Source organism: Variovorax sp. V118, assembly GCF_041154445.1.
Taxonomy (GTDB): domain Bacteria; phylum Pseudomonadota; class Gammaproteobacteria; order Burkholderiales; family Burkholderiaceae_C; genus Variovorax; species Variovorax boronicumulans.
Window position 1 is genome coordinate 4,833,281 of sequence record NZ_AP028663.1, and the last position, 20,360, is coordinate 4,853,640.

The following is a 20,360-nucleotide window of genomic DNA, read 5'->3' on the forward strand; positions in this document are numbered from 1 at the left end:
GGGTCTGCAGAACCTCAGTGATGCCCACCCACTCGCCTGCCCGCTGTGGCTCGCTGATTGCCGCGTCCCTCAGCCTTCTCCGGGCTGTGGACCTACACCACGGAATGGGACGCGGCCAAAGAAGTGCAAACTCGGCATGATCTCGATGTCACCTCACCAACAACTTGAGCAATGAAAACACTCACCTTCAAAGCAGCCTCCTTCTTGACATTCAGTCTCGTTAGCCTGGCATCTCTAGCCCAACCCACCTCAATTGACTTGATTGAAGTCACTGTTCACAAAGGCGGAAAAATCCTTTCAGGACCAGTCCTACTTGCGCTCGAAAATTCGAGCGCAGCCTCGGCAAGAATCCTCACAGTCGGTCAGGTTGAAGTAGCCTGCAATGCAGACCAGCCCCGAAGCATGAAGGTGGTTGATCGCGAACTGGGCGTTCGCCTGAATGCGGCCCGGAACAACGGCGCAATCCAGGTCGACGTACAGATACTGGACTTTGATGAGCAACATCTTCCGGAAAACGGCCACTTGGAAAAGTGCTCTGCAATTTCTCCATCGGCGCAGCGAACAGCGGTAACACGATTTACAGTTCCGTCCAGCCCTAAACCTATCCTCCAGATGAATGCTGACGTCGGACCGGGTTTTCATGTGGTCTTGACGCGATCTCGCATAGATTGATCGCATGAATGCACAGAGACATGGCCTTTGGGCATCGCGCCCCGCTCGGGCTCTCGAGTGAATCGACGAGATGTTGAACTTTCATCCTGATACGTGGATGCCGTCTACCGTAATGCTCAGCGAGGAAACCACCGTGCGCCTACCGGCGCACCGCTATGACGATGGGCGGTGAAGCACAGCTTTGCGTCCTTCACGAATTCGTAGACAGTCGGCCCCAACACTAAGGACAACCGCGTGGCGCTGATCAGGCCGACATTGACAGCCAATGTCATCGATATACGGTACTCCGAGCTCTTGCCAATGCTCAGCGCTGTGGGCGACATATTCGCCGCTCGGGCGAAAATGATCGTGCCGATGGGGCGCGCTGTTCGGCTACACGCCATCACCAGCGCCTCCTGCCGACTCACGCTAGCGCGCTCTGCCTTGGTGGCGAGAGCTCGACCAGAAGGAACGAATTCTTCGCCGCCATCCCAAAGAGCAGCAATCAAAGGCTCTCGGGTGCGCCCTGTGTCATCACAAGCGGCTTAGAGGGTGTAGACGAAATCAACTGGCCTGAAGCTTGCATGCCATGTTGCCATCCAACAGGAGTTTGCGATGGCAAGGCAAAGGCAATTGGGCGATGAATCGAAGGCAGTGGACCGTGGAGGGAGGCCACCAGCACTGCTTCCCGAGCAGGTCGCTTTGCTACTGACCATCGTCTCGCAGATGCCGCATGCGACGTTGGACGAATTGGCGTCGGAGCTTGAGCATCGAGGTGCCGTGCGCGTGTGCGCGGCAACGATCCGCAGGGCCTTGCGCGCTCAAGGCATCGTGCGCTTGATGCCAAAGCGCAAAGCCCTCGAAGGGCCGCCGCCTAAAGCGTCGGCACTGAAACGCTACGGCTACACCGGAGCCCATCGACGTGAAGCAGGTCCGCACTACAGCACCGACCTGACCGATGCTGAATGGGCACTGATCGCCGATCTCTTCGAACGCCCGCAGGGGGAGCGAGGCGCGCCGCCGCGCTACGAGCGCCGGCACCTTGTGGATGCCTGTTGTTATGTCCTGCGCACAGGCTGCGCCTGGCGCCTGCTGCCCGTGAGCTTTGCACCATGGCAGGCGGTTTACAAGGCCTTCGTGCGTTGGGTCCAGGCCGATGCCTTCGAGCGGATGCAAGACCGGCTGCGCCAGCAGTGGCGTGTGCGCATGGGGCGCAATGCGGAGCCGACCGCGGCAATCATCGATGCCCAGTCAACACGCTCCTCGCCGCAGGGCGGTGACAGTGGCTTCGATGCGGGCAAGAAGGTCAAGGGCCGCAAGCGCCACTTGGTGGTGGACACACTCGGATTGTTGTTGGCCGTCACGGTGACTGCGGCCAACGTGCAAGACCGCGATGGTGCCGCACAGATGGTAGGGCAGGCCTGCGCGAAGGCGTCTACCATCGAGCGGCTCTACACGGACGGTGCTTACGGTGGCAAATGTGCGCAGGCCATCGAGCACGTCCACGGCATCCGTGTCGAAGTCGTGCGCAGGCCAGGCAATCGCTCGACCGGGAGGCTGCACGATCCGCAACAGTCCCTCTGGCCGCAGCCGGTGGCTGGCTTCGTCGTATTGCCCAAGCGATGGGTGGTTGAACGCACTCACGCCTGGAACGAACGCTGGCGCCGCATGGTCATGCACCACGACCGCAATACCTCTATCTCCACCGCATGGGTCTGGCTTGCCGAGGCGCGTATCCTTCTCAGCAGACTCGCCAACTTCAGTTGATTTCGTCTACACCCTCTAAGGCGCTAAGCGAAGCGGGTGCCAAAACTGCCATGTACACCAATGATGCGATGGTGAGTGGGACGCCCACGGCATTGGCCAGCAGTGACAACAGCGATGTCTTTGCTGTTACCACTGGGCATCCGAACATGACCGGAGACATCGGCGATACGGTGAACGGCTTCAAGAAGAAGTTCAATGACGACTATTACTACTTCACAACCTACGACGGATTGAAGTTGCTCGGCCAGGCTATGGCGAACGCGCAGTCGACCAACCCCGTAGCTGTGGCCGCCGCACTCGAGGGGCTAAGCATCAAGAGTTACTCGGGCGAGATCACGATGCGAAAGTCAGACCACCAGTTGCAACAGGCAATTTTCATTACGCGATGGCAGAAGGCCGACAAGAAGAACGCGTATAGCGTCGAGAACACCGGCTACACGTTCGCACCGGTCAAGCGGATCGAGGCTTATCAGGCTAGCACGCCGACTATCTGTAAGATGAAAAGGCCTTCCTGAGCGCGTTGGTCAAAACGATCTCAGTCGCGGCTACGTGGAAATGTGGGCTGCAGGAACTATGTCGACTTGACAGGCTTGCCTAGGATCTCCAGGGCTTCCTGAGAGATCTGCAGCCAAAGTTCCTCTTGCATGATGCCTGCCTTCAGGACGAGGTGCTGCAGGTGTCGCTCGCGACTGAGACTCCTATCAAGGAAGTCCTGCTGCTCAATCCGCTTGTACAGATCAAGCTTGTCGCGGTGTAGGGCCAATCGCCTTGCGATTTCGCTCTCTAGCCCGCAGGGGCCGATTGCTGCTTCGGCACGCAGGCGAACCATCAGTTCGTCGCGCAGGGGTTTCGGTTCCTCTTGCTCAACGACCCAGCGTTTGAGTTCCTTTCGGCCCGCCGGAAGGATTTGGTACTGACGTTTGCGCCCGCGACCAGATTCGGCTGCAAGAGCTTCGACCCAGCCTGCCTCCTCTAGGCGGGCGAGTTCCCGGTAGATCTGTTGGTGTGTGGCGTGCCAGAAATAGCCGATGGAGCGATCGAACCGTTCCGCGAGTTCTGAGCCCGAGCACGGGTGTTCGATCAAGGCGGTCAAAAGAGCATGGGGTAACGACATCGCGCAGTGGGCCGCAGCAGCTGGAAAAAGGCTGCATCTTGCCTTAATCGTCTTTTCGCCAGCTATCCACACAGCGCGCATGCTGTTTATGCAACCAGTTGCACAAACTGGTTGGATGATCTATATTTATGCAACCAGTTGCACAAATACGATGAAAAGAGACGTTCATGACTCACTTCCCTCACCTGAATAAGCCCCTTGATCTAGGCTTTACCACGCTGCGTAACCGAGTTCTCATGGGGTCCATGCACGTCGGGCTGGAGGAGGTCCCAAACGGCTTTGAGCGCATGGCCGCTTTCTATGCGGAGCGGGCTCGAGGTGAGGTCGGCTTGATCGTCACTGGTGGTATCGCTCCCAACGAGCGTGCTCGCCCCATGAAAGGCGGTGCCATGCTGACGAATGAGGATGAGGCGGAGCATCACCGCATCGTCACGAAGGCGGTACATGCCGAGGGCGGCAAGATCGCGATGCAGATCCTGCATTTCGGGCGATATGCCTACCAACCCGAGCTGGTTGCGCCTAGCCCCCTGCAGGCTCCTATCAATCCCTTCGTGCCGCACGCTCTGACGGCCGATGAGGTCGAACAGACCATCGACGACTTCGTGCGCTGTGCCGCGCTGGCTCAATACGCCGGATACGACGGCGTGGAGATCATGGGTTCCGAGGGCTACCTGATCAACGAGTTCATTGCGGCTCGTACGAACCGTCGTGACGACGATTGGGGGGGGAGCTACGCCAACCGCATGCGATTCCCGGTCGAGATCGTGCGACGCACGCGCGAGCGAGTGGGCCGGAACTTCATCATTGTCTACCGCCTGTCCATGCTCGATCTGGTCGAGGGCGGCTCCACCCTGGAAGAGGTGATCGAGCTCGCGCAGGCGATTGAGGCTGCGGGAGCGACGATCCTCAATACCGGTATCGGCTGGCACGAGGCACGTATTCCGACCATTGCGACCAAGGTGCCGCGCGCAGCCTACGCCTGGGTCACGAAACGGGTCATGGGAAAGGTGGGCATTCCGCTCGTCACCTCCAATCGCATCAATACACCCGAGGTGGCCGAGCGGCTGCTGGCTGAGGGCTACGCGGATATGGTGTCCATGGCCCGCCCGCTGTTGGCCGACGCGGATTTCGTGCGCAAGGCTCGCCAGGGCCGCGCTGATGAGATCAACACCTGCATCGGTTGCAACCAAGCCTGCCTGGATCACACCTTCGGCGGCAAGATTACGAGCTGCCTGGTCAATCCACGCGCCTGCCACGAAACCGAACTTGTCATCGAGCCCACGCAGGCGCGCAAGCGTATTGCCGTGGTCGGTGCCGGCCCCGCCGGCCTCGCCTTTTCGATCACGGCGGCTCAGCGTGGCCATGACGTGACCCTATTTGACGCGGGCATCGAGATCGGCGGCCAGCTCAACATTGCCAAGAAGGTGCCTGGCAAAGAAGAGTTCTACGAAACGCTGCGGTACTTCCAGCGCCAGCTCGAACTGCAGAACGTGACCGTGAAGCTCAATACGCGCGTCAGTGCCGATGAGCTCGCCGGCGCTGGCTTTGATGAGGTGATCCTCGCCACGGGCATCCAGCCGCGCATTCCCGCAATCGACGGTGTGGAGCACCCCAAGGTCTTGAACTATCTGGACGTGCTGCGCGACGACAAGCCCGTGGGCGAGCGCGTGGCGGTGATCGGCGCCGGCGGTATCGGCTTTGACGTGAGCGAGTACCTGACGCACGTTGGTGAAAGCGGTGCCGTTGCCCCTGCGAAGTTCTACGAGGAGTGGGGCGTCGACACGGCCTATGCACTGGCCGGTGGCCTGGGCCGCGCGCAGGTCGAAGCGCCGGCGCGCCGAGTACATCTGCTACAGCGCAAGTCCACCAAGGTGGGTGACCAGTTGGGTAAGACCACTGGCTGGATTCATCGTACGTCATTGAAGGCTCGCCGCGTCGCGATGAGTTCGGGGGCCTCCTACGACCGGATCGACGATGCGGGGTTGCACCTGACTGTGGACGGCGAAGCTCAAGTGCTTGACGTGGACAACGTCGTGCTCTGCGCTGGCCAAGAGCCACTTCGCGAGTTGTATGACGGCCTGTCTTCGGCAGGCTGTTCTGTACATCTCATCGGTGGCGCGGACGTGGCCGCCGAGCTCGATGCAAAGCGAGCCATCTTGCAAGGTACCAGCCTCGCGGCGCGACTCTAACGCGCGGGGTCGCCACCGCAATTTTTCTACTACTACCACTAAGGAGATGCCCCATGTCAAAGCCCCCGGAAAACACACTTCCTGCTGTCGCCAAGTCGCTCAATTTCTGGCACGAGATGATCGCCAAGAATGATCTTGGTGAACTTCACACCATCGTTCACCCGGACGCGGTGTTTCGTTCGCCCATGGCGCACACCGCCTACACCCCGGCCCCGGCGCTCGCGCTGGCGCTGTCCACCGTGATCCAGGTGTTCGAGAACTTCACCTATCACCGACAACTCGCTACCGATGACGGCCAGAGCGTTGTGCTCGAGTTCAGCGCGGACATCGGCGACAAGAAGCTCAAGGGAATTGACTTCATCCGCTTCAACGAATCGGGGCAGATCGTGGAGTTCGAGGTGATGGTGCGCCCGATGAGCGGCCTGCAAGCATTGGGAGTGGAGATGGCCAAACGCCTGGCCGACAAACTGCCGGCGTTCAAGGTCAAGGCCTGAGAAGCTGCAGCACAAACAATCAAGTGGAGACAAGAAATGACTGCCCCGCTACAGAATCTCTGGAAAGATTCCTTTCCCCCCAGTCTGCGTGACTACCGGGTCGACCTTGCGGCTTTGCCCGCCAATGCCGCCGCGCTGGCGTCAGCTGCTGCAGACCAACATCACACGCGTGCCGCGTTCGGCTTCGTGCTTCCAACTGGCGCCAACACGGCGCGCAGCTTCAAGGAAATCGACGCGCTGTCTGACGCCTTTGCCGCGTATCTGGTGCACGAACTGGGCCTGAAGCCGGGGCAAGTTATTGCCGTGCAGCTACCGACCTGCTTGCACTACCCCATCGCCGTTTTCGGTGCGTGGAAGGCCGGATTGATTGTGACGAACGTCAATCCGATGTACACGGAACGCGAACTGCGCCTGCAAATGGAAGACTCTGGGGCGCAAGTGCTGCTTGCATCCGACATGTTCTTGCAGGTAGCGCAACCGGTCGCGCTGGCGCTCCGCATTCAGCTCATGACTGCTAGCTTGTGGGATTTTTTCGACGAGCCCATCGCTGCAGCGATACGCGAAAAGCTCACGGCGGCGGGCAGTCCGACGTCTGTCACACCGTCCACCCGGATGGTGGATGCCTTGCAGAAAGGCGCAGTGCTGGAGAAGCTCACTCGCCGCGATCACCCCGTTGCGCTCTACCAGTACACGGGCGGAACCACGGGCCGCAGCAAGGGTGCGGTCATCACCCACCAGAACATCCTGGCGACGGTTCAGTTGACGCGGGACTATCTCAATGCCTACGAGGGGCCACGCTGCGCCGAGACTATTCTGACGGTGCTCCCGCTGTACCACATCTTCGCCTTCATGGTGAACTTCCTGGTGTTCTTCTCCGTTGGGGCAAGGAACCTGTTGGTGCCCAATCCCCGTCCGATCTCGAATCTTCGCAGCGCCTTCGAAGAATTCCAGATCGATTGGATGTCTGGCGTCGACACGCTCTATGCGGGGCTGCTCAATGAGCCTTGGTTCAAGGAGCATCCTCCGAAGCTGAGATTCGCGTTCTCTGGGGGGACCGCGCTGCGTCCTTCGACTGCTCGCGCCTGGCAGGCTGCGGTGTGCCCCATTCTGGAGGGGTACGGCATGACGGAGACTACCTGCATCGTGTCGTGCAATCCACCGACCCAGGAGCCGCATCTGGGGACCGTGGGCTTGCCTATGCCTGGCTGCGAAGTACGCATCGTCGATGCGGGAGGAAACAATCTTGGGCCGGGCCAGCGCGGCGAACTGCTGGTGAAAGGACCGCAGGTCATTTCTGGCTACCTGCATGCAGAGCAAGAAAGTACAAGCGCGATCGTTGATGGCTGGCTCCATACGGGTGACATCGCCCAGTTTGAGCCGGACGGATACGTCCGTATCGTGGATCGCAAGAAGGACATGATTCTGGTCTCGGGGTTCAATGTCTATCCCAACGAAGTGGAAGATGTTCTGGCAGCCCATCCAGACATCGTCGAGGCTGCGGTGATTGGGGTGCCAGACGCTGCCACGGGCGAGGCCGTGCGCGCCTTTGTGGTCCTGCGCGATATAGAGCTCAGTGCCGATGAGATTGAGCGCTACTGTCGCACCCAGTTGACCGCCTACAAGGTGCCCAAGCAGATTGTGTTTTGCGCTCAGCTACCGAAGTCACCGGTTGGCAAGATTCTGCGGGTCCAATTGCGCGCGGACGCATGAGCGCTTGGGGGCAGCGACTGGTCCTCTTGGCCCTGGCTCCACTGCTGATATTTCAGGGGCGCTATGTACGGCAAGTGACTCCGCTCCTGCTCGAGCCGGTAGGGCCGAGGCAGGGGGTCTCCGGCCGGGGCCGCGGGTTGAGGCTGTTGATCGCAGGCGATTCGGCTGCTGCGGGTGTTGGAGTTGCAAGCCAGGCAAGTGCACTTTCTGGCTGCCTGGTGCGAGAGTTGGCCGCTGAATTTCACGTGACATGGTCGCTTGTCGCCCAGTCCGGATTCACCACCAGTGACCTGCTCGAACGGCTGAGGAATGAGCCGGCCAAGCCGTTCGATGTCGTGATTCTTTCGCTCGGGGTGAATGACATCACGCGGGGCTTGAGGCTGAAGCAATGGATCGAACGGCAGCGCGAATTGCTTGAGATGCTCGTTTGGCGCTTTGGGGCGTGCCGTGTCCTCGTGACGCCTGTGCCCTCAATGCATCGGATCAGAGCATTGCCCCAGCCTCTGCGATGGTGTCTGGGAAAACGGTCCATGCGTTTCAACTACGCGTTGAGGGATCTTGCGCGATCGATTCCTGAATGCACCGTGCTTCATCTGGACCAGAAGGAGCGCATGGACTCTCTCGCTATGGATGGGTTCCATCCGAGCGCGCGGACCTATGCGGATTGGGCTCGGGTGCTTGTAAGCGAAATTCAGCAGGGGTTGGAGACCAACGCGTTGCGATCTAGATCACTCCCGGATGGTTGTCATATCGCTTGATTGGCCTATCTGAATATTCTTCTTCCATTTAGAGGGTGTAGACGAAATCAACTGGCCTGAAGCTTGCATGCCATGTTGCCATCCAACAGGAGTTTGCGATGGCAAGGCAAAGGCAATTGGGCGATGAATCGAAGGCAGTGGACCGTGGAGGGAGGCCACCAGCACTGCTTCCCGAGCAGGTCGCTTTGCTACTGACCATCGTCTCGCAGATGCCGCATGCGACGTTGGACGAATTGGCGTCGGAGCTTGAGCATCGAGGTGCCGTGCGCGTGTGCGCGGCAACGATCCGCAGGGCCTTGCGCGCTCAAGGCATCGTGCGCTTGATGCCAAAGCGCAAAGCCCTCGAAGGGCCGCCGCCTAAAGCGTCGGCACTGAAACGCTACGGCTACACCGGAGCCCATCGACGTGAAGCAGGTCCGCACTACAGCACCGACCTGACCGATGCTGAATGGGCACTGATCGCCGATCTCTTCGAACGCCCGCAGGGGGAGCGAGGCGCGCCGCCGCGCTACGAGCGCCGGCACCTTGTGGATGCCTGTTGTTATGTCCTGCGCACAGGCTGCGCCTGGCGCCTGCTGCCCGTGAGCTTTGCACCATGGCAGGCGGTTTACAAGGCCTTCGTGCGTTGGGTCCAGGCCGATGCCTTCGAGCGGATGCAAGACCGGCTGCGCCAGCAGTGGCGTGTGCGCATGGGGCGCAATGCGGAGCCGACCGCGGCAATCATCGATGCCCAGTCAACACGCTCCTCGCCGCAGGGCGGTGACAGTGGCTTCGATGCGGGCAAGAAGGTCAAGGGCCGCAAGCGCCACTTGGTGGTGGACACACTCGGATTGTTGTTGGCCGTCACGGTGACTGCGGCCAACGTGCAAGACCGCGATGGTGCCGCACAGATGGTAGGGCAGGCCTGCGCGAAGGCGTCTACCATCGAGCGGCTCTACACGGACGGTGCTTACGGTGGCAAATGTGCGCAGGCCATCGAGCACGTCCACGGCATCCGTGTCGAAGTCGTGCGCAGGCCAGGCAATCGCTCGACCGGGAGGCTGCACGATCCGCAACAGTCCCTCTGGCCGCAGCCGGTGGCTGGCTTCGTCGTATTGCCCAAGCGATGGGTGGTTGAACGCACTCACGCCTGGAACGAACGCTGGCGCCGCATGGTCATGCACCACGACCGCAATACCTCTATCTCCACCGCATGGGTCTGGCTTGCCGAGGCGCGTATCCTTCTCAGCAGACTCGCCAACTTCAGTTGATTTCGTCTACACCCTCTTAACCGCCATATCAGGTGGGACGTTCATCATGCGCAGCGTCTGCTGCACGACTTCGCTGAACACCGGCGCCGCGGCGAGGCCGCCGAAATACTGGCCGTCGGTCGGCTCGTCGATCATCACCGCGACGATGATGCGCGGCTTCTCGATGGGCGCCATGCCGGTGAACCAGGCACGGTACTTGTTGCTGGCGTAGCCCTTGCCGACCTGCTTGTGGGCCGTGCCCGACTTGCCGCCGACCGAGTAGCCCACCGTTTGCGCGCGCGTGCCGGTGCCGCCCGGGCCGGCGGCCATCTGCAGCATCTTGCGCACGGCGAGCGCGTTGGACGGCGAGAACACCCGCACGCCGACCGGCGGCTCGGTGTTCTTCAGGATCGTGACCGGAATGATGGAGCCGTCGTGCGCGAACGAGGTGTACGAATGCGCCATCTGGAACAGCGAGGCCGACAGGCCGTAGCCGTAGGCCATGGTGGCCTGCTCGACCGGCTTCCAGGTCTTCCACGGACGCAGCCGGCCCGTCACGGCGCCGGGGAACTGGATCTGCGGCTTCTGGCCGTAGCCCAGCGCGGTGTAGGTGTCCCACATCTCGTGGGGCGTCATCTTCTGGGCGATCTTGAGAGCGCCCACGTTGCTCGACTTCTGGATCACGCCCTCTACCGTCAAGGCCCCATTGTTATGGGTGTCGGTGATCGTGAAGCCACCCAACTGGTAGCGGCCAGGGGTCGTATCGATGATGGTTTTCGGCGTGATCCGGCCGGCCTCCAATGCCATGGCGACGGTGATCGGCTTCATGGTCGAACCAGGCTCGAAGGTGTCGGTGATTGCTCGGTTGCGCAGCTGCTCGCCGGTGAGGTTCTGGCGCTTGTCGGGCTCGTAGCTCGGGTAGTTGGCCAGCGCCAGCACTTCGCCGGTGGTGCTGTCGAGCACCACCACGCTGCCGGCCTTGGCACGGCGCGCGGTGACGGCGTCGCGCAGCTTCTGGTAGGCGAAGAACTGCACCTTGCTGTCGATGCTCAGCTGGATGTCGCGGCCTTCGACCGGCGGCACCTGCTCGCCCACGCCCTCGACCACACGGCCCAGCCGGTCCTTGATGACGCGGCGCGAGCCGGCCTTGCCGGCCAGCTCCTTGTTGAACCCCAGCTCGATGCCTTCCTGGCCGTTGTCTTCCACGTTGGTGAAGCCCACCACGTGCGCCGCGGCCTCGCCCTCGGGGTACTGGCGCTTGTATTCCTTGCGCTGGTAGATGCCCTTGAGGTTGAGCGCGGCGATCTGCTTGGCGATGGGCTCGTCGACCTGGCGCTTGATCCAGACGAAGGTCTTGTCTTCGTCTTCGAGCTTCTTGTCGAAGTCCTTCTGCGGCATGCCGAGCAGCTTGGCCACCTGCTTGAGCTTGGCGCGCACCTCGGGGTCGTCGCGCTCCACGTCTTCGGGAATGGCCCAGATGCTGGGCGCCACCACGCTGGAGGCGAGGATGAGCCCGTTGCGATCGAGGATGCGACCGCGGTTGGCCGGCAGCTCCAGCGTGCGCGCAAAGCGCACTTCGCCCTGGCGCTGGAAGAAGCTGTTGTTGAAGACCTGCACGTACGCGGCCCGCCCCGCCAGCATGACGAAGCCGAAGGCGATGCTAGCGACGATGAACTTGCTCCGCCAGACTGGCGTCCTGCTTGCCAGCAGAGGACTTGTGGCGAACTGAACACTTTTTCGATAGTTAGGGTCGACCATCACTTATGCCTATGCAACAAACAAGTGCCAAGACTAGGAAACAGCGCTCTTGATCACCAGGAGTCGCGGAGGCATTTTTCCGATGGCAGTGAGGTCGTGCGACTCAGCAGGCTCGGCCAGCTCCACTCGCACTTTCGGAAGACGGACCTTGATCGAGAGCGAGTACAAACTCCTTCGAGCTGCACCTTCGAGATGCAATACCCATCGATACGCGAGAAACCTTCGCTTGAAACCATCTGACAGCTTGAACGTCAGCAAACCGCGAGCCGCATTCTGCCTTTCAGTGGAGAATTCTGGCAGTAGACGCAAGACAAACGCGCGGCCAGCCCGTCAAGCGCACCCCGGCGAAATCGGGAGTAGCGGAAGAACATGAGAGGCGTCTCGGCCTCAATCAGAGTTGTGCAACAACGCCAGTCAGCCCGCCTTCTGAGCAAATGGAATCACAATACTGCCTCCTTCGAGCGCCGTTACAAGCGCTCCCCAATCATCCATGATCTTGCGACGCTCCTCAAGATGCTCACTCCGAGCGTAGGCCGCCACAACGGCGTTGCGCTCGGCGTGGTCAAGTTGGCGCTCAAGTGCCGCCACACTCCAACCCCGCTCTGACAAGAGGCTACGTCCTGACGCGCGAAAGCCATGCAGGCTTTGGCGACCTTGATACCCCATCCGGATCAAAGTGCGCCCGATTGTGTTCTCGGACATGATGCCCCCCTCGCCCCCGTAAGCGCTCGGGAACATGGCTGCGCCGCCGCCGGTGAGCCCCCGCAGGTCTTCGATGACGGCAAGCGCCTCGGAGGACAAAGGCACGACGTGCGCCTGATGACTCCCCTTGCCCATCTTCATCCGACTCGGCGGGATGCGCCACTCGCGTGCGTCAGTGTCAACCTCCGACCACATGCCACCGCGAAGCTCCGAAGAGCGCAAGAAGGTCAGCAGCGCGAGCCGCATTGCGAGCAACGTCAGTTCATCGGCGTCTTCATAGCCCGCAAGGGCCCGCAGGAATACGCCAAACTCGCGACGGTCGGTAATGGCCGGTCGGTGACGTACGGCAGGAACATCGATTGTCCGCACCAATGCATGAGCTGGGTTGTTCGACGCTCGTTCTGTCGCGATCGCGAAACGAAACACTTGCGAGCAAATTTCACGCAGACGACTAGCCGTGTATGTCGCTCCACGCGCTTGGATCTTTTCCAACATCGCCGTCATTTCACGTGCAGACACTTCAGCCACTGGCCTAGCACCAATCACCGGAAACACATCTGCCTCGAGATGCGTCATGATCTTGTCGGCGGTCACCTTCGCCCAACTCGCAGGGCGGTCTGGCTTTCCCTTCAGACCCGGCTTCGGCTCGGCTTTGCCGGCATGCCACTCCAGTGCTACTGCCTTGAAGCTGGTCGCTGCACTTTGCTTAGCGGCCAGTTTCCGCTCCGCCTTGACCTGCATCGGATTCGCGCCTGTGTCGAGCAACGCGCGCCCGTCATCACGTTTCTTCCTTGCAGTCTTTAGATCTGTTTCTGGATAAACGCCCAGTGCGGCAGTCTGTCGCTTGCCTGCATACCGGTAGTCCCAGCGCCAGTACTTTCCCGCCTGCTTGACCAAAAGGTAGAGCCCTTTCCCATCGGCGAGCTTTAAAGGTTTTTCCGCGGCTTTGACGTTGCGGCATTCGACATCAGTGAGAGGCATTTGACGGTATCTCGTTGTTGATCAATGACAGATACCGTCAAAAGTACCGCCAAAAATACCGGCAGTCAACGGAACACAAAGGACAAGCCGGGACAGCTGAGCCAAGAAAAAACCCCTAAGTCTTTGATAAACCTAGGGGTTTTGGCTGTCCTTGGATCTCCCCGGACAGAGTGATGGTGCCGCTTGTCGGAATCGAACTGACGACCTTCCGCTTACAAGGCGGGTGCTCTACCAATTGAGCTAAAGCGGCTGAAAGAAAGCAGTGCTGGCGACGATTCTAAGCGGCCGGCTTTGGGGCCGACAGCGTCGTCACTTGATGCGCTTGAGCGACGGCCGGGTGCCGCCACCGGCCGGCGGGCGCGGTGGCTCGTCGGTCGGGTCGGAAGGCGCCGAACCGGCATCGACCGTCTCGTCGCCCTCTTCGCCCGTCACCAGGTGGAACACCTTGCTGGCGTCGCCTTCGGTGCCGCGCGAGGCATCGCGCAGCGGCATGCGCGGCACGCTGTTCGGCAAAGAAGCGGCCGTGGTGACGTCATCGCCATCGTCGGACGTGGTGGCCGCCGGCACCGGTGCCGGGAACGCCATGCCCTGGCCGTTCTCACGGGCGTAGATCGCGATCACGCGGCCGACCGGCACGCTGATCTCGCGCGCCGTGCCTGCGAAGCGGGCCTTGAACTCGATGAAGTCGTTGCCCAGCTTCAGCGAGCTGGTCGCGTCGAAGCTGATGTTCAGCACGATCTCGCCGTTCTTCACGTATTCGCGCGGCACCTGGACGGTGTCGTCGACCAGCACCGCTACATAGGGCGTGAACCCGTTGTCGGTGCACCACTCGTACAGCGCCCGGATGAGGTACGGGCGGGTGGAAGAGGACTCGAGCGCGTTGATCATGAAAGGCGGCGAAAAACGAAGGAAGCAAGCACGCAGCTTACTTACTTTCGCATGACCTTTTCGGAAGGCGTCAGTGCTTCGATGTAGGCCGGACGCGAGAAGATGCGTTCGGCGTACTTCAGCAGCGGCGCCGCATTCTTGCTCAGGTCGATGCCGTAGTAGTCGAGACGCCACAGCAGCGGTGCGATGGCCACGTCGAGCATCGAGAAGTTGTCGCCCAGCATGTACTTGTTCTTGAGGAACACGGGGGCGAGCTGCGTGAGGCGGTCACGGATGTGCGAACGGGCCTTTTCGAGCGCCTTATCGTTGCCTTTGGTGTTCCGATTTTCAAGCGTGGCGACGTGCACGAACAGTTCCTTCTCGAAGTTGAGCAGGAACAGGCGCACGCGGGCGCGGTCGACCGGGTCGCCAGGCATCAGTTGCGGATGCGGAAAGCGCTCGTCGATGTACTCATTGATGATGTTCGACTCGTACAGGATCAGGTCGCGCTCGACCAGGATCGGCACCTGGCCGTACGGGTTCATCACGCTGATGTCTTCGGGCTTGTTGTAGAGATCGACGTCGCGGATCTCGAAGTCCATGCCCTTTTCGAACAACACGAAGCGGCAGCGGTGGGAGAAGGGGCAGGTCGTTCCTGAATACAAGACCATCATGGCGAGAGACTCCTAAAAATCAAAAAGAGTGGGTCGCCTGGGCAACCCACTCTGTGGGACCGGACGCACGAGGCGCCCGGTCGGCGTGAACGGAATTACTTGACGTCTTTCCAGTACGAGGCGTTCAGTCGCCATACGAAAACCACCGACATGGCCAGGAACAGCAGCACCCAGACGCCGATGCGCACGCGGGTGTTCTGTGCCGGCTCGGCCATCCACTGCAGGTAGCCGACGAGGTCGCCCACTGCGCTGTCGAACTGCACCGGGGTCAGCGTGCCGGGGGTCACTTGCTCCCACTTGCCCGTGAACACGTCGGTGGCATGACCGTGCTGCTCGACCTTGGCGTGCACCGGCAGGCGCTCGCCTTGCAGTTCCCACAGCGGGTTCGGCATGGCGACGCTCGGGAACAGCAGGTTGTTCCAGCCCGTGGCCTTGGTGTCGTCGCGGTAGAAGCTGCGCAGGAAGGTGTACAGGTAGTCGGGGCCCGTGCCGCCGTGGCCGGCGCGCGAACGTGCAACCAGCGTCAGGTCGGGCGGCGTGGTGCCGAACCATTCCTTGGCCTGGCGCGCGTCGATGTTGGCCTTCATGGTCTCGCCGACCTTGTCGGTCGTGAACAGAAGGTTGTCCTTGATCTGCTGCTCGCTGATGCCGATGTCCTGCAGGCGGTTGTAACGCATGAAGGCGGCCGAGTGGCAGTTCAGGCAGTAGTTGACGAACAGCTTGGCGCCGTTCTGCAGGGCCGCCACGTCGGTGGTCTTGTTGGGCGACTTGTCCCACGCCAGACCGCCCGATTCGGCGGATGCGGCCGCGGAGAAGGTCAGGCCCAGTGCCAGACCCATGACAGCGAGCCAGCCGGAAATTCTTTTCTTCATCGTGTTTCTCTCAAGCTCTCTTGCACTTGTGCGCGCATCAATGGGCGGCGAAGACCACGCGCTCGGGCACGGTCTTGAATTCGCCCTTGCGGCTCCACCACGGCATCAGCAGGAAGAAGCCGAAGTAGAAGAGCGTGCCGATCTGCGAGATGGTCTGGGCGATGTCCAAGGCGAACGAGCCGATGACCAGGTTGCCCCAGACGCCGGGTGCCTGGATGCCCAGGTAACCCAGGATCAGGAAGAAGAACACGAACACGCCGTAGACATACTTGTGCCAGCTCGGACGGTAGCGGATCGACTTGACTTCGCTGTGGTCGAGCCACGGCAGGAAGAACAGGATGATGACCGAGCCGCCCATGATGACCACGCCCCAGAACTTGGCGTCGAAGGTCTTGAGCAGGAAGATCACGACGGCGGCCACGACCACGGCGGCAACCTTCAGGCCCATGCCCGACTTGCCCTTGATGAAGTTCCAGACGGCAGCGGCCGCGATGATCAGCGCGAACACGTTGACCATGTCGTCGGTGGTGGCGCGCAGCATCGAATAGAACGGCGTGAAGTACCAGACCGGAGCGATGTGGTTCGGCGTCTTCAGCGAGTCGGCCGGGATGAAGTTGTTGTACTCCAGGAAGTACCCACCGGCTTCGGGCGCGAAGAAGATCACTGCCGAGAAGATCGTGAGGAACACCACCACGCCGAAGATGTCGTGCACCGTGTAGTACGGGTGCGACGGGATGCCGTCGAGCGGATGACCGTCGGGACCGCGCTTGGCCTTGATCTCGATGCCGTCGGGGTTGTTCGAACCCACTTCGTGCAGCGCGATCAGGTGGGCCACCACGAGGCCGAGCAGCACCAGCGGCACGGCGATGACGTGGAAGCTGAAGAAGCGGTTCAGCGTGGCGTCGCTCACGACGTAGTCGCCGCGGATCAGCAGGGCCAGGTCAGGGCCGATGAACGGGATGGCGGCGAACAGGTTCACGATCACCTGGGCGCCCCAATAGGACATCTGGCCCCAGGGCAGCAGGTAGCCCATGAAGGCTTCGGCCATGAGGCACAGGAAGATCGCGCAGCCGAACACCCAGATCAGCTCGCGCGGCTTGCGGTAGCTGCCGTACATGAGGCCGCGGAACATGTGCAGGTACACCACGATGAAGAACGCCGAGGCGCCCGTCGAGTGGATGTAGCGGATGAGCCAGCCCCAGGGCACGTCGCGCATGATGTACTCGACCGATGCGAACGCCTGGTTCGCGTCGGGCTTGTAGTGCATGACGAGGAAGATGCCGGTCACGATCTGGATCACGAGGACCAGCATCGCGAGCGAGCCGAAGATGTACCAGAAGTTGAAATTCTTCGGCGCGTAGTACTTGCCCCACTGGTCGTTCCAGAGCTTGGTCAGCGGGAAGCGGTTGTCGACCCAGTTGAGCAGCTTCTCGCCGGCGGGGGCGTTGGGGGAAACTTCGTGAAATTCAGCCATGTTCGTGGTCTCCCTCAGGCCTTCTTGCTGTCGTCGCCGATGAGCAGGCGCGTGTCGGACAGGTACATGTGCGGAGGCACAGGGAGGTTGTCAGGAGCGGGCTTGTTCTTGAAGACGCGACCGGCGAGGTCGAACGTGGAACCATGGCAAGGGCAGAGGAAGCCGCCTTCCCAGTCGTTCGGCAGCGAGGGTTGCGGGCCGGCCTGCAGGCGATCGACCGGCGAGCAGCCGAGGTGGGTGCAGATGCCGACCACGACCAGCACGTCGGGCTTGATCGAACGATGGCCGTTCTGTGCGTACTTGGGCGTGAATTCGTCGGGGTGACGCTTGGAGAGCGGATCGGCGAGCTGGCCATCGAGTTTGGCGAGTTCGGCGACCTGGTCAGGGCTGCGCTTGAGGATCCAGACCGGCTTGCCGCGCCATTCGACGGTGATCTTTTCGCCGACCTTGAGGGCCGAGATGTCCACTTCGACCGCGGCGCCCGCGGCCTTGGCCTTTTCGGACGGCTGGAATGTGCTCACAAAAGGGATTGCGGTGGCCACGCCGCCCGCTACGCCGGCACAGCTGGATGCGATCAACCACGTCCGCTTGCTTGTGTCGATCCGGGGCGAGCCGGAGGTCATGTCACTCATGGGGATCCTCTAAGTCTTCTTCGCTGGAGCAGGGGCTGACCTTTGCCACAGCAAGGTCAACCCGAGATTGTAGCGGGGCGCAAAAGGGTTTTTCAATGATTGCCGCGCGTGCGCACGGCGCCGCAGCACGTGCGCGACAGCACGCGACGGCCCTCGGCGCTCAGCTCAGCAGCCCGTACTGGGTCGCCTGCCGGACGGCCTGGGTTCGCGACTTGACGGCCAGCTTGCGGTAGATCCGCTTGGCGTGGAACTCGACCGTGTTGATCGAGAGACAGATCGCTTCGGCAATCTGCCGATTGCTCCAGCCTTGCGCGATCAGGCGCAGCACATTGAGCTCCCGAGGTGACAGCAGCCCGGGAGCAGGCATCGGGGGCAAAACCGTGTCGCCGTCGCGCAGCGCGGACTCGACACCCTCCGGTTTCGCGGACGCCGCAATCAGGCCGAGGACGCGACGCGCGACGCGTGCGTCCACCGGCGAACCGCCGCGCTCGATCGAGCGCAGCAAGAAAGAGAGTTCAGCATCGTCGGTGCTCGTCAGCAGATAGCCGGAGGCTCCTGACGAGATCGCGGCCTCGACCAGCAGGCGGTCGTCGTCCTTCGACATGGCGATGGCGTCGATCTGCGGGTAAGCACGCCGCAGGTGCGACAGGAGCGCGACGCCGCCATCATTAGTCAAGTGCATGTCGACCAGCACCAGGTCGTAGGGCAGCGCGGCCAGCAGACGGATCGCCTCCGCGTGCGTGGAGGCGATCACGACGCGGCGGCCCGGGGCCAGATCGCAAAGAAGGCGTCGCATGCGATCGGCCAAGGCCAAGTCGCCCTCGACGATCAACGCACCGAAGAATGCGCAGCCCAGGGCAGCGTACCGGCCGGTGAGTGCCGGCGCCGAGTGTGCGCTGCTGGCGGACAGGTGATTCATCATGAGCAGACGCCTCCGATCACGCCGTCGGCCACGGGCCCGCGCACTCGCACACCCTCCGCCACCCCACCTTCAGACAATCGAACCACACATATCCCCTCGTTGTGCCCCGCGGCCCACCTTGAATGTCAACTTTCGTTTCGGGGTATCGCAGGAACGATGCCAGGGAGTCGGTCATGTGACCAATTGCAGCGACGGCTCGATCAGTGCGTTGATTTCGTTGAAGAAATGCGGAAGCAACGACTGTAGCCCTGCGGATAGAGGTACGCGCCAGTCGCCGTCGTTACGGTCGTCGTAGGCGAAACGTTACGTAGCATTGAGATACACATGTGCCCGTCACACTCACCCGCAAGAATCGGGGCAATACGCAGTTACAAGGATGCCGTGGCAAACGCCTCATCCACCGGGCCAAATTAGTTGCGGCACACTTCTGATGCTGCTAACCTCAAGTCAAGAACATAAAACCCTTTGAGAGGATCACTGTGAAGACGAACAAACTAGTTGCTACCGTCGCCCTTGCCACCCTGGCAATCTCGTCGGCTTTTGCCCAAACGCAGGTTACCCCTGCGCCCGCAAGCAACAACACTCGCGCATTTGCACCAGGCCCCGCTGGCGCTCCGAGCGCAACCGCTGCTGGTCTTGGTGGCCTGACCCCCGCTCAATGGGGCGCTGTTGGAGGCACCGGCGCTCTGATGCTGGCCCTCGGTAGCAGCAACAACGGCAACGGCGGCGGCGGCTTCTTCGTCCCTGGCACCGGCACCACCGGCACGGGCACCACCGGCACGCGTTAATGCTGGTTGCCCTCCTGAAAGGAGGGCATTCGCTGAAAAGTCCGCGCGTTGCTTCCGCCACGCGACTCTTAGAACGTTGCCTTTGGGCAACGTTTTTCTTGGGCGTTGGCGGTTGCTCCTCCGGAACTTCAGCCATGCTGGATTCAGCTCGCCTGCTGTATCGCGGCGAGTCTGCAGCAACCCAGCCCAATTTCAATCCCAGCTATCGGTACCTGCGGGCCACCGTCGATGGGCGCGTCCTGTATATGGTGCTCGGCTATATCGATCAGCGCGCCGACGGGCCCGTCGAGGTTTGGTACAGCGGCACGGGCGAAGTCGTCCGACTTCTGAATGGTCAACTGGTCGGCACGACCGGGCTGTCCATCGACTGGCGCGACGTTCGACTTGCCAACCCACCCGCCTGGCAAGCCCACGGCGCCAACACCCCGCAGGCCTACTCGCGCGAACGCGACCTGATGCCAGGCTATCGCTTCGGCATCCGCGACGACATCGCGCGCACATCGATCGCGCCGCCCACCGACAGCGCGCTCGCCGGCGCGTCCGCGAGCGCCTTGCGTTGGTATGAAGAGCGCAGCGTCTCCCGTCCTGCGGCAGCCTCCATTCCTCCCGCGCGTTTCGGCGTTTCATTTGCTTCTGGTGCCCCTCAGGTCGTGTATTCGGAGCAATGTATTTCCCGCGACCTCTGCATGAGCTTCGAACAGTGGACACCCCCCGCACCAGCAGCCGGCACCGCGGCGCGCGCTGGTACATGAGCCCCCTCCTCCTGCGAGCCATCAGC

Annotated in this window: 18 protein-coding genes and 1 tRNA gene; 9 read left to right on the forward strand and 10 right to left on the reverse strand. The window is 61.5% G+C overall.

What is annotated here, in order from left to right; translation table 11 throughout:
• Positions 1-171 precede the first annotated feature (171 nt).
• The 3 genes from ACAM52_RS22530 to ACAM52_RS22540 all read left to right on the forward strand — a co-directional run bounded on the left by ACAM52_RS22530 (position 172) and on the right by ACAM52_RS22540 (position 2,933).
• A complete protein-coding gene (locus tag ACAM52_RS22530) occupies positions 172-672 on the forward strand; it encodes a hypothetical protein (protein WP_369631408.1) in 501 nt (166 codons plus the stop codon).
• A 594-nt stretch (positions 673-1,266) separates the two neighbouring features.
• Positions 1,267-2,418, forward strand: a complete 1,152-nt coding sequence (locus ACAM52_RS22535; protein ID WP_369631401.1) for an IS5 family transposase — start codon at positions 1,267-1,269, stop codon at positions 2,416-2,418.
• A 50-nt stretch (positions 2,419-2,468) separates the two neighbouring features.
• Positions 2,469-2,933, forward strand: a complete 465-nt coding sequence (locus ACAM52_RS22540) for an ABC transporter substrate-binding protein (RefSeq protein WP_369631407.1) — start codon at positions 2,469-2,471, stop codon at positions 2,931-2,933.
• 56 nt (positions 2,934-2,989) lie between these two features.
• Here the strand turns inward: ACAM52_RS22540 and ACAM52_RS22545 are convergent, their stop codons facing one another.
• Complete coding sequence (locus tag ACAM52_RS22545; protein ID WP_369631406.1) at positions 2,990-3,532, reverse strand: PadR family transcriptional regulator; 543 nt, start codon at positions 3,530-3,532, stop codon at positions 2,990-2,992.
• A 167-nt stretch (positions 3,533-3,699) separates the two neighbouring features.
• On the opposite strand from ACAM52_RS22545, the gene ACAM52_RS22550 reads away from it, so the two are divergent.
• The 5 genes from ACAM52_RS22550 (at position 3,700) to ACAM52_RS22570 (ending at position 9,933) form a co-directional block, all read left to right on the forward strand.
• On the forward strand, positions 3,700-5,721 hold the full coding sequence (locus ACAM52_RS22550) for an FAD-dependent oxidoreductase (RefSeq protein ID WP_369631405.1): 2,022 nt from the start codon (positions 3,700-3,702) through the stop codon (positions 5,719-5,721).
• A 53-nt stretch (positions 5,722-5,774) separates the two neighbouring features.
• The gene (locus ACAM52_RS22555) at positions 5,775-6,215 is read left to right on the forward strand and encodes a nuclear transport factor 2 family protein (RefSeq protein WP_369631404.1); all 441 of its coding nucleotides are present in this window, start codon (positions 5,775-5,777) and stop codon (positions 6,213-6,215) included.
• 36 nt (positions 6,216-6,251) lie between these two features.
• Positions 6,252-7,925, forward strand: a complete 1,674-nt coding sequence (locus ACAM52_RS22560; protein ID WP_369631403.1) for an AMP-binding protein — start codon at positions 6,252-6,254, stop codon at positions 7,923-7,925.
• Complete coding sequence (locus tag ACAM52_RS22565) at positions 7,922-8,683, forward strand: SGNH/GDSL hydrolase family protein (RefSeq protein WP_369631402.1); 762 nt, start codon at positions 7,922-7,924, stop codon at positions 8,681-8,683. The genes ACAM52_RS22560 and ACAM52_RS22565 overlap by 4 nt, the downstream gene beginning before the upstream one ends.
• Before the next feature lie 98 nt (positions 8,684-8,781).
• Positions 8,782-9,933, forward strand: coding sequence for an IS5 family transposase (locus ACAM52_RS22570; protein ID WP_369631401.1), 1,152 nt, complete (start codon positions 8,782-8,784; stop codon positions 9,931-9,933).
• A gap of 6 nt (positions 9,934-9,939) precedes the next feature.
• Here the strand turns inward: ACAM52_RS22570 and ACAM52_RS22575 are convergent, their stop codons facing one another.
• The 9 genes from ACAM52_RS22575 to ACAM52_RS22615 all read right to left on the reverse strand — a co-directional run bounded on the left by ACAM52_RS22575 (position 9,940) and on the right by ACAM52_RS22615 (position 18,794).
• Positions 9,940-11,670, reverse strand: a complete 1,731-nt coding sequence (locus tag ACAM52_RS22575) for a peptidoglycan D,D-transpeptidase FtsI family protein (RefSeq protein ID WP_369631400.1) — start codon at positions 11,668-11,670, stop codon at positions 9,940-9,942.
• 414 nt (positions 11,671-12,084) lie between these two features.
• Positions 12,085-13,353 carry a tyrosine-type recombinase/integrase gene (locus tag ACAM52_RS22580; protein WP_369631399.1) on the reverse strand — a complete coding sequence of 423 codons (1,269 nt, stop codon included), beginning with the start codon at positions 13,351-13,353 and terminating at the stop codon, positions 12,085-12,087.
• Positions 13,354-13,527: 174 nt separating this feature from the next.
• A tRNA-Thr gene (locus tag ACAM52_RS22585) sits at positions 13,528-13,603 on the reverse strand.
• A gap of 59 nt (positions 13,604-13,662) precedes the next feature.
• Positions 13,663-14,241: a ClpXP protease specificity-enhancing factor gene (locus tag ACAM52_RS22590; protein ID WP_369631398.1), complete on the reverse strand. Its 579-nt coding sequence runs from the start codon at positions 14,239-14,241 to the stop codon at positions 13,663-13,665.
• Between the two features lie 41 nt (positions 14,242-14,282).
• Positions 14,283-14,894, reverse strand: coding sequence for a glutathione S-transferase N-terminal domain-containing protein (locus ACAM52_RS22595; protein ID WP_139701088.1), 612 nt, complete (start codon positions 14,892-14,894; stop codon positions 14,283-14,285).
• 95 nt (positions 14,895-14,989) lie between these two features.
• A complete protein-coding gene (locus tag ACAM52_RS22600; protein ID WP_062473681.1) occupies positions 14,990-15,766 on the reverse strand; it encodes a cytochrome c1 in 777 nt (258 codons plus the stop codon).
• A 37-nt stretch (positions 15,767-15,803) separates the two neighbouring features.
• Entirely contained in the window at positions 15,804-17,240 is a 1,437-nt protein-coding gene (locus ACAM52_RS22605; protein WP_062473679.1) for a cytochrome bc complex cytochrome b subunit, read from the reverse strand.
• 14 nt (positions 17,241-17,254) lie between these two features.
• Positions 17,255-17,872: a ubiquinol-cytochrome c reductase iron-sulfur subunit gene (gene petA, locus ACAM52_RS22610; protein WP_062473677.1), complete on the reverse strand. Its 618-nt coding sequence runs from the start codon at positions 17,870-17,872 to the stop codon at positions 17,255-17,257.
• A gap of 160 nt (positions 17,873-18,032) precedes the next feature.
• Entirely contained in the window at positions 18,033-18,794 is a 762-nt protein-coding gene (locus ACAM52_RS22615) for a LuxR C-terminal-related transcriptional regulator (protein ID WP_369644606.1), read from the reverse strand.
• A 922-nt stretch (positions 18,795-19,716) separates the two neighbouring features.
• Here ACAM52_RS22615 and ACAM52_RS22620 point away from each other — a divergent pair.
• Positions 19,717-20,334 carry a YjbF family lipoprotein gene (locus ACAM52_RS22620; protein WP_172438411.1) on the forward strand — a complete coding sequence of 206 codons (618 nt, stop codon included), beginning with the start codon at positions 19,717-19,719 and terminating at the stop codon, positions 20,332-20,334.
• The last annotated feature ends 26 nt before the right edge of the window (positions 20,335-20,360 follow it).

What these genes read in the sequence shown, in the direction of transcription:
- ACAM52_RS22530 (WP_369631408.1), top strand. Translation starts at nt 172, where the DNA reads ATGAAAACACTCACCTTCAAAGCAGCCTCCTTCTTGACATTCAGTCTC.
- ACAM52_RS22535 (WP_369631401.1), top strand. Translation starts at nt 1,267, where the DNA reads ATGGCAAGGCAAAGGCAATTGGGCGATGAATCGAAGGCAGTGGACCGT.
- ACAM52_RS22540 (WP_369631407.1), top strand. Translation starts at nt 2,469, where the DNA reads ATGTACACCAATGATGCGATGGTGAGTGGGACGCCCACGGCATTGGCC.
- ACAM52_RS22545 (WP_369631406.1), bottom strand. Translation starts at nt 3,532, where the DNA reads ATGTCGTTACCCCATGCTCTTTTGACCGCCTTGATCGAACACCCGTGC.
- ACAM52_RS22550 (WP_369631405.1), top strand. Translation starts at nt 3,700, where the DNA reads ATGACTCACTTCCCTCACCTGAATAAGCCCCTTGATCTAGGCTTTACC.
- ACAM52_RS22555 (WP_369631404.1), top strand. Translation starts at nt 5,775, where the DNA reads ATGTCAAAGCCCCCGGAAAACACACTTCCTGCTGTCGCCAAGTCGCTC.
- ACAM52_RS22560 (WP_369631403.1), top strand. Translation starts at nt 6,252, where the DNA reads ATGACTGCCCCGCTACAGAATCTCTGGAAAGATTCCTTTCCCCCCAGT.
- ACAM52_RS22565 (WP_369631402.1), top strand. Translation starts at nt 7,922, where the DNA reads ATGAGCGCTTGGGGGCAGCGACTGGTCCTCTTGGCCCTGGCTCCACTG.
- ACAM52_RS22570 (WP_369631401.1), top strand. Translation starts at nt 8,782, where the DNA reads ATGGCAAGGCAAAGGCAATTGGGCGATGAATCGAAGGCAGTGGACCGT.
- ACAM52_RS22575 (WP_369631400.1), bottom strand. Translation starts at nt 11,670, where the DNA reads ATGGTCGACCCTAACTATCGAAAAAGTGTTCAGTTCGCCACAAGTCCT.
- ACAM52_RS22580 (WP_369631399.1), bottom strand. Translation starts at nt 13,353, where the DNA reads ATGCCTCTCACTGATGTCGAATGCCGCAACGTCAAAGCCGCGGAAAAA.
- ACAM52_RS22590 (WP_369631398.1), bottom strand. Translation starts at nt 14,241, where the DNA reads ATGATCAACGCGCTCGAGTCCTCTTCCACCCGCCCGTACCTCATCCGG.
- ACAM52_RS22595 (WP_139701088.1), bottom strand. Translation starts at nt 14,894, where the DNA reads ATGATGGTCTTGTATTCAGGAACGACCTGCCCCTTCTCCCACCGCTGC.
- ACAM52_RS22600 (WP_062473681.1), bottom strand. Translation starts at nt 15,766, where the DNA reads ATGAAGAAAAGAATTTCCGGCTGGCTCGCTGTCATGGGTCTGGCACTG.
- ACAM52_RS22605 (WP_062473679.1), bottom strand. Translation starts at nt 17,240, where the DNA reads ATGGCTGAATTTCACGAAGTTTCCCCCAACGCCCCCGCCGGCGAGAAG.
- petA (WP_062473677.1), bottom strand. Translation starts at nt 17,872, where the DNA reads ATGAGTGACATGACCTCCGGCTCGCCCCGGATCGACACAAGCAAGCGG.
- ACAM52_RS22615 (WP_369644606.1), bottom strand. Translation starts at nt 18,794, where the DNA reads ATGATGAATCACCTGTCCGCCAGCAGCGCACACTCGGCGCCGGCACTC.
- ACAM52_RS22620 (WP_172438411.1), top strand. Translation starts at nt 19,717, where the DNA reads ATGCTGGATTCAGCTCGCCTGCTGTATCGCGGCGAGTCTGCAGCAACC.